The 6,794-nt window shown below is 69.9% G+C and carries 7 protein-coding genes; all 7 read right to left on the bottom strand.

The features are described 5' to 3' along the window. Positions 1 to 438, bottom strand: a 438-nt coding sequence (locus GBZ26_RS07345) for an aldehyde dehydrogenase family protein (protein ID WP_174438278.1), incomplete at its 3' end; no start/stop codon positions are given. A gap of 46 nt (positions 439 to 484) precedes the next feature. Further along, positions 485 to 2,023, bottom strand: a complete 1,539-nt coding sequence (locus GBZ26_RS07340; protein WP_035683062.1) for a tripartite tricarboxylate transporter permease — start codon at positions 2,021 to 2,023, stop codon at positions 485 to 487. A gap of 24 nt (positions 2,024 to 2,047) precedes the next feature. Then, on the bottom strand, positions 2,048 to 2,584 hold the full coding sequence (locus GBZ26_RS07335) for a tripartite tricarboxylate transporter TctB family protein (RefSeq protein WP_174438277.1): 537 nt from the start codon (positions 2,582 to 2,584) through the stop codon (positions 2,048 to 2,050). A 52-nt stretch (positions 2,585 to 2,636) separates the two neighbouring features. Further along, a complete protein-coding gene (locus GBZ26_RS07330) occupies positions 2,637 to 3,626 on the bottom strand; it encodes a Bug family tripartite tricarboxylate transporter substrate binding protein (RefSeq protein ID WP_174438276.1) in 990 nt (329 codons plus the stop codon). Positions 3,627 to 3,677: 51 nt separating this feature from the next. Further along, positions 3,678 to 4,676, bottom strand: a complete 999-nt coding sequence (locus GBZ26_RS07325; RefSeq protein ID WP_174438275.1) for a bifunctional enoyl-CoA hydratase/phosphate acetyltransferase — start codon at positions 4,674 to 4,676, stop codon at positions 3,678 to 3,680. A 14-nt stretch (positions 4,677 to 4,690) separates the two neighbouring features. After that, positions 4,691 to 5,563 carry an IclR family transcriptional regulator gene (locus GBZ26_RS07320; protein WP_174438274.1) on the bottom strand — a complete coding sequence of 291 codons (873 nt, stop codon included), beginning with the start codon at positions 5,561 to 5,563 and terminating at the stop codon, positions 4,691 to 4,693. A 208-nt stretch (positions 5,564 to 5,771) separates the two neighbouring features. Continuing rightward, positions 5,772 to 6,575, bottom strand: a complete 804-nt coding sequence (locus GBZ26_RS07315; protein WP_174438273.1) for an IclR family transcriptional regulator — start codon at positions 6,573 to 6,575, stop codon at positions 5,772 to 5,774. Positions 6,576 to 6,794: the final 219 nt, after the last annotated feature.

Genomic DNA, 6,794 nt, shown 5'->3' with positions numbered 1-6,794 from the left:
GATGATGGCGTTGCGGCCCTTGACGGCCATCATCGCCTTGTTGACCGGGGTGGCCGCCGGGTTGGTGGAGGGGGTGACGGCGCCGACGACGCCCAGCGGCTTGGCGATCTTGACGATGCCCTTGGCGGTGTCCTCCTCGATCACGCCGACGGTGCGCACCCGCATCAGGTCGCGCAGCGTCCCGAAGGTCTTGCGCTGGTTCTTGGTGATCTTGTCCGTAACGTTGCCGAGACCGGTGTCGGCCACCGCCAGCTCCGCCAGGGCGCGGGCGCGGCCCGGCTCGTAGATGGACCAGGCGAGCGCGGCGACGGCGTCGTCCACCTGCTCCTGCGTCGCGTCGGCGAAGGCGCGCTGGGCGGCGCGGGCGCGGGCGACGAGGGCGGCGACGGCCTCCTGGTCGGCGCTGGCCGGCGTTCGGTCGAGCATGATGTTGTCCATGGTTGCTTGTCTCTCTCCCTGAAGGTTCGTTCTTTGGTTCGGACGGTCAGGCTTTGAGCACCCGTTGCGGCGGGTCCTTGTGGGTCGGGTTTTTGGGCGGCCGGCGGAGCAGCGGCTTGCCCGACGGCCACATCGACCAGACGAGGAAGGCGGCGGCCAGGGCCAGGATCGTGCCGCTGATCGGGCGGGTGAAGAAGACCGTCATGTTGCCGTCGTAGTTGGCGAGCGAGGTGAGGAAGTAGCGCTCGCACAGCGGCCCCAGGATCACGCCGACCACCAGCGGGGCGGGCGGGAAGCCGGTGCGCTTCATGACGTAGCCGGCGATGCCGAAGGCGAGGCAGACGTAGACGTCGAACAGGTTGTTGCGCACGCCGTAGGCGCCGACGACGCTGAGCACGATGATGAAGGCGCCGAGGATGGCCGGCGGCACGCGCATCAGCGTCGAGAAGACCCGCGCCACGCCCATCGCCGCGACGATCATCAGCAGGTTGGCGATCAGCATGCTGGCGAAGATCGTGTAGACCAGCGTGGCGTTCGAGGTGAAGAGGAGCGGGCCGGGGTTCAGCCCGTGGATCAGCATGGCGGCCAGCATGATCGCCGTGGCGGCGCTGCCGGGGATGCCCAGAGTCAGCAGCGGGATCATGGCGGTGCCGGTGGTGGCGTTCTTGGCCGCCTCCGGGGCCGCCAGCCCCTCCTCGACGCCGGTGCCGAAGCGGTCGCCCTTGCCCGACGCCTGCTTCTCCACGCTGTAGGCGATGACCGACCCCACCGTGGCCCCGGCGCCGGGGATGACGCCGATGGTGCAGCCGAGGCCGGTGCCGCGCAGGATGGAGGACTTGATCCGCCACAGGTCGGACAGGCCGATCTGCTTGCCGGGCTTCGTGGCGATGGATCGGGCGCCGCCGGCCCGCTTGCAGATCAGGTCCACGACCTCGCCGATGGCGAACAGGCCGATCATCACGACGGTGAAGTTGATGCCGCTCTCCAGGTCGGGAACGCCCAGCGTCAGCCGGGGCATGCCGTACATCGGATCGACGCCGACCGTCCCGATTAGCAGGCCGAGAAACATCGAGACCGCGCTCATCAGCGGCGCGTCCTTGGCGATCGCGATGACGCTGACGAGGCCGAGGATGGTGGCCGCGAAGAACTCGGGCTGGTCGAACTTCAGAGCGAAGCTGGCGAAGGGCGGGGCGCCGAAGGTCAGCAACAGTGCGCTGGCCAGCCCGCCGAAGGCCGAGGCGGTGATGGCGATGCTCAGGGCGCGCGACGACAGGCCCTTGCGTGTCATCGGGTAGCCGTCCCAGCAGCTCGGCAGCGAGGCCGGCGTGCCGGGGATGTTGATGAGGATCGAGGAGATCGAGCCGCCGAACACGCCACCCACATAGATGCCGCCGAGGAAGGACATCGCCGTGACCGGCGGCAGCAGGTAGGTGAAGGGCAGGGCGATGGCCATGGCGTTGACGAAGGAGATGCCCGGCAGCGCGCCGGCCACCACCCCGATCATCAGGCCCGACACGAGGAGGACGAAGTTGTACGGGTCGAGGGCGCCGGCGAAGCCACCGGCCAGATTGGCGAGGATATCCATGGGACGATCCTTCCGGTGGCCGGCTCAGTAGATGCCGAGCAGGCGGTAGAGCGCGACGGTGAAGTCGTCGAAGACGCCGTGGCCGCGGTTCAGCGGCATCTGGGCGAGCAGGACGAAGATGTAGAGCAGCACCACGCAGCCGATGCCGGTGACCAGCGCCAGCGTCAGCGGACGCCGGATGCCGCCGATGACGCACCACAGGGCGACGAAGGCGAGGGTGGCGACCGGGAAACCGAGCTGCGGCAGGGCGACGCCGTACAGGATGACCAGCCCCAGCCCGATCATCGCCCGGCCATGGGCGTAGCCTTCGTATTCCTCGTCGACCGGTTTCTGCTGGTGGACGGCGCGGCGCAGCGCCAGGAGTTCCCTGGCGATCCAGATCAGGGCGCACAGCCCGACCGCGCCCAGCATCAGCCGGGGCCATCCCGTCGGTCCCACCGGGTCGGGCAGGCCGGCGATCATGGTGCTGTCGCGCACGATGTGTTGCGAGAGAAGAAGCGACCCGAAGAGCAGGGCCGCGGGCGTCGCCAGCCGGCGAAGACCATGGGACAGGGGAGTCACGGTTCCCTCCCTGAAGAGCGATGAAACGGGTGGGGCGGCGTCGGAACCGGGCTCAGCCCGGCGTCTGGCCGACGGTCTTGGTCGCGAAGCGGTCCAGATAGCCCCTCACCGTCTCGTAGAAGGCCTTGACCTCCTCCTTGGCCTGGTCCGGCGTCACCAGCGTGTCGACGCAGGTGTAGGTGTCGGCGCAGAAGGTCTTCCATTCCGGGCTCGCCAGCACCTTGGCGGCGGCCTCGTGCAGCTTCTGCACGCGCTCGGGCGGCGTGTTGGCGGGCACGGCCAGCGTGCGGAAGTTCGGCAGGTCGCCGATGTCCAGACCCAGCTCCGCCGAGGCCGGCACGTCGGGGAAGGAGGGGTGGCGCTGCTTGTCGAACACGACGATCGGTCGCAGGTCGCCGGACTTCAGGAACTGGGCGACGTCGCCGGGCTCCTCGTAGATCGCGTCGGTGTGGCCGCCGATGGGCGAGGCGTAGCGCTCCGACGGGCGGGCGAAGGGGACGTTGGTCACCGGCACCCCCTGGGTCCCCAGATACTTCAGCGTGATGTCGTCCTGCGTGCCGTAGCCGGAGGTGGCGACGCGCAGCTTGCCGGGGTTGGCCTTGGCGTGGGCGGCAAACTCCTCGTAGGTCTTGAAGGGGCTGTTCTTCGAGACGTAGAGCATCGACGGCGAGTTCTGCATCATCGCCACATAGACGAAATTGTCCGGCTTCGCCGTTCCCAGGCCCGACGCCCAGGAGGAGACGGACAGGGCGATCAGCGTGCCGACCGTGTAGCCGTCGGCCGGGTTGGTCAGGACCCGCGTCAGGCCGGCGTTGCCCGACGCCCCGGACACGTTGACGACGGGCATGGCGACGTGGAGATGCGGTTCGGCGAGGCGGGCGAACTGGCGCGCCATCAGATCGGCGCCGCCGCCGGCCCCGAAGGTCGCGATGACTTCGATGGGGCGCGACGGGTAGTCGTCGGCGCGCGCGGGGGCGGATGAAAGGACGGGTGACAGCAGCGCGGCCACCGCCGCGGTGAGCGTCAAGGCGTTGCGGAGCATTTGCATTCCCTCCCAGGGCTTGTTTTTTTGGCGGGGTTCGTTTTTTGACCGTCAGGCGTGCAGGCCGGGTGCGGCGCCTCCCTTGGCTGTGGTGGTGGGGTAGGGCGCGCCCGGCGTGGCGGAGCGGCGGCGCCCGGCGATGATCTGGGCGATGGCGGCGGCGGCGATGCGGGCCGCCGGCGGGTCGGCGCGCGAGGTGAGGACGATCGGCACCGAGGCGCCGAGCACGACGCCCGCGGCGACCGCGTCCAGGAAATGCACCAGCGCCTTGAACAGGGCGTTGCCGGTCTCGATGTTCGGCACCACCAGGATGTCGGCGGCCCCGGCGCAGGGGTGGGACAGGTTCTTGATCCGCGCCGCCTCGGCGGACACCGCGAGGTCGAGCGCCAGCGGCCCGAACACCGTAGCACCCGGCACCTCCTGCTGGCACAGGCGGGTCAGCCGGTCGGCGTCCATGCTGGAGGGCACGCGCTCGGTCACCTCCTCGGTGCAGGAGAGCAGCGCCACGCGCGGATCGCTGCCGCCGACCAGCCGCCACAGCTCCACCGCGTTGCGGATGATGTCCAGCCGGGTCGTCAGCGACGGCGCCACGTTGATCGCCGCGTCGGTGATGACCAGCTCGCGTCCCGATCCGGGAAGCGTCATGTGGAAGGCGTGGGTGAAGCGGCTCCCGGTGCGCAGCCCGCATTTCGGGTCGAGGGCCGCGAGCATCAGCGTGTCGGTGTGGATGTGCCCCTTCATCAGCGCGCCGACATCGCCGGAGCGGGCGAGCGCCACCGCGATCCGCGCCGCCGCCGCGTCGTCCCTGGCCGGAACCACGCAGGCGCCGTGGAGCGTCCAGCCGATGCGGCGGGCGCTGTCGGCGATGGCCACCGGATCGCCGACCAGCACCGGCTCGATGAGGCCGAGGGCGGTGGCGCGCCGCGCGCTTTCCAGCGCGACCGGCGACCCCGCGGCGACCACCGCGGTGGGAACCGGCTCCAAGACGGCGCTGCGCGCCATCAGCCGGGCCGGGCATCCGGCGGCGGTCGTCTCAAGCGTCCTTGCCATGGCGTCCGTCTTCCTTAGGGTGTGAGGGCCGGCTCGGCCGGGGCGGCGTCGATGCCCAGCGCGCGGGCCATGTCGCTTGCGGCGCGGTGCAGGACCGGCAGGCGCTCGGCCACCGATTCCCGCGACAGCCGGACCTTCGGCGCCTGCACCGCCAGGGCGGCGACCATCCGTCCCGCGCCGTCGCGGATCGGCACCGCCGCGCAGAAGACGCCCGGCATGTATTCCTCGTCGTCCAGGGAATGGCCGCATTCGGCGATGCTGTCCAACTCGGCGCGGAACAGCGCGGGGTCGCACAGCGTCGCCGCCGCCATCCGGGGCAGCGGCAGGCAATCCAGCAGGCGCCGCCGCGGCAGTTCCGGCAGGAAGGCGAGGAACAGCTTGCCCATCGCCGTGCAATGCAGCGGCACCCGCGAGCCGACGCCGAACTCCAGCCGCAGCGGCCAGCCTTCCACCTCGACGCGGTCGAGATAGACGACGTCGCCGCCCTCCAGCACGCCGATGTTGCAGGTCTCCCCCAGCTCCAGGCTGAGCGCCCGCAGCCGGGCGTGCGACGGCGCCTGGCCCAGGGAGCTGCGCAGCGTGTTGAGCGCCAGGGTGCGCAGCTTCGGGCCGACGGTCACCAGCCGGCCGTCGATCGGGCGGGCGAGGAAGCCGCGCTCCTCCAGCATGGCGATCAGCCGGTGCGCGGTCGGCTTCGGCAGGGCCAGCTTCTCGGCGATGTCCTTGACGGCCATCGGCTGTCCGGCCCCGGCCACCGCGTCCAGCAACGCCAGGACGCGGTCGGCGAGCGGCCGGCGATCACCGGAGTTGGTGTCGGCGGCGTCTTCGGTTGTCGGTTCGCGGGGCTCCCGCAACGGAGCGGAGCCCAGGGCGATCTTCCGCGTCATCGTTCCTCCCCGTGACTGGAAGCGTATCGCTCGGCCTCTTGGTCTCATTCAGCGATACGATTTGTATCATTAACTCACAGGGTCCTGGGTCGCGCAAGCCCAAAAAGTTCGTGTGCCCAATTATTCATGCATACGGGGGCATGACCCGCCGCCATCCCGCGGCTCGGGCTATGAAACGTCCGGCTTTGAAGAACGATGGGGTAGGGTGCTATCCGAATTGCGCGGACAGAGCCTCGGCGCCGCGGCGGAGGATGGGCAGGACCTGCTCGACGCGGTCGTGCGACAGCCGGACCTTCGGGGCCTGCACGGCGATGGCCGCCACCGTCCGGCCCGTGGAGGAGAGGATCGGCACCGCCACGCAGAACACGCCCACCACATACTCCTCGTCGTCGAGCGAGTAGCCGCGCGCGGCGATGCGCTCCAACTCGGCGGCCAGGGCCTGCGGGTCGGTGAGGGTGTGGGCGGTCTGCGCGGAGAAGGGTCCGGAGGCGAGAAGGCGGATTCGCATGGCGTCCGGCAGCGTGGCGAGGAACAGCTTGCCCATGGCCGTGCAGTGCATCGGCACGCGCGATCCCACGCCGAACTGGAGCCGCAGGGGCCAGTGCTCCACCTCCACGCGGTCGAGATAGACGACGTCGCCGCCGTCGAGGACCCCGACGTTGCAGGTCTCCCCCAGCTCGGCGCTGACCGCGCGCAGCACCGAGCGGACCGGCGCGCGGGACAGCGAGGCCCGCAGGATGCCGACCGCCAGCCGCGCCGCCTCGACGCCGATGATGACGTCGCGCGTTTCCAGGTCCCGCGCCAGAAGCCCCTTGTCGATCAGGCCGTTGACGAGGCGGTGGGCGGTCGGCTTGGGCAGGCCGAGCGTCGCCCCGATGGTCTTGACCGCCAGCGGGCCGGAGGCCGACGCGACCAGCTCCAGGATGGCGAAGGTCCGGTCGGTGGCGGCCTTCGGCTTGGCCGCGTCGTCGGTCGCGGTGGTGTCGGGAGTCAGCGTGCTGCGCGTCTTCAAGGTTCGCCTGCCTTGGCGGTTTCAACGTCTCATTCAGTGAGACATGACGCATATAGACTGGCCGCTTTGCGCAGGCAATAGGCAACGGGTGCGAAGCGCAGGGTGATTGCATTTGAAGTCTCCTCTCCCCCGGAGGAGAGAGGGTTATTGAGGCCAAACGCCCGATCCGTTCGCACACCGGTAGCCGGGAGAAATGAATTTCTACAAATTGCTTTCATC

The sequence above is a fragment of the Azospirillum formosense genome, from assembly GCF_013340925.1.
GTDB lineage: Bacteria > Pseudomonadota > Alphaproteobacteria > Azospirillales > Azospirillaceae > Azospirillum > Azospirillum formosense.
The sequence above is the reverse complement of the archived record's forward strand: the minus strand, read 5'-3'. Positions and strand labels throughout refer to the sequence as shown.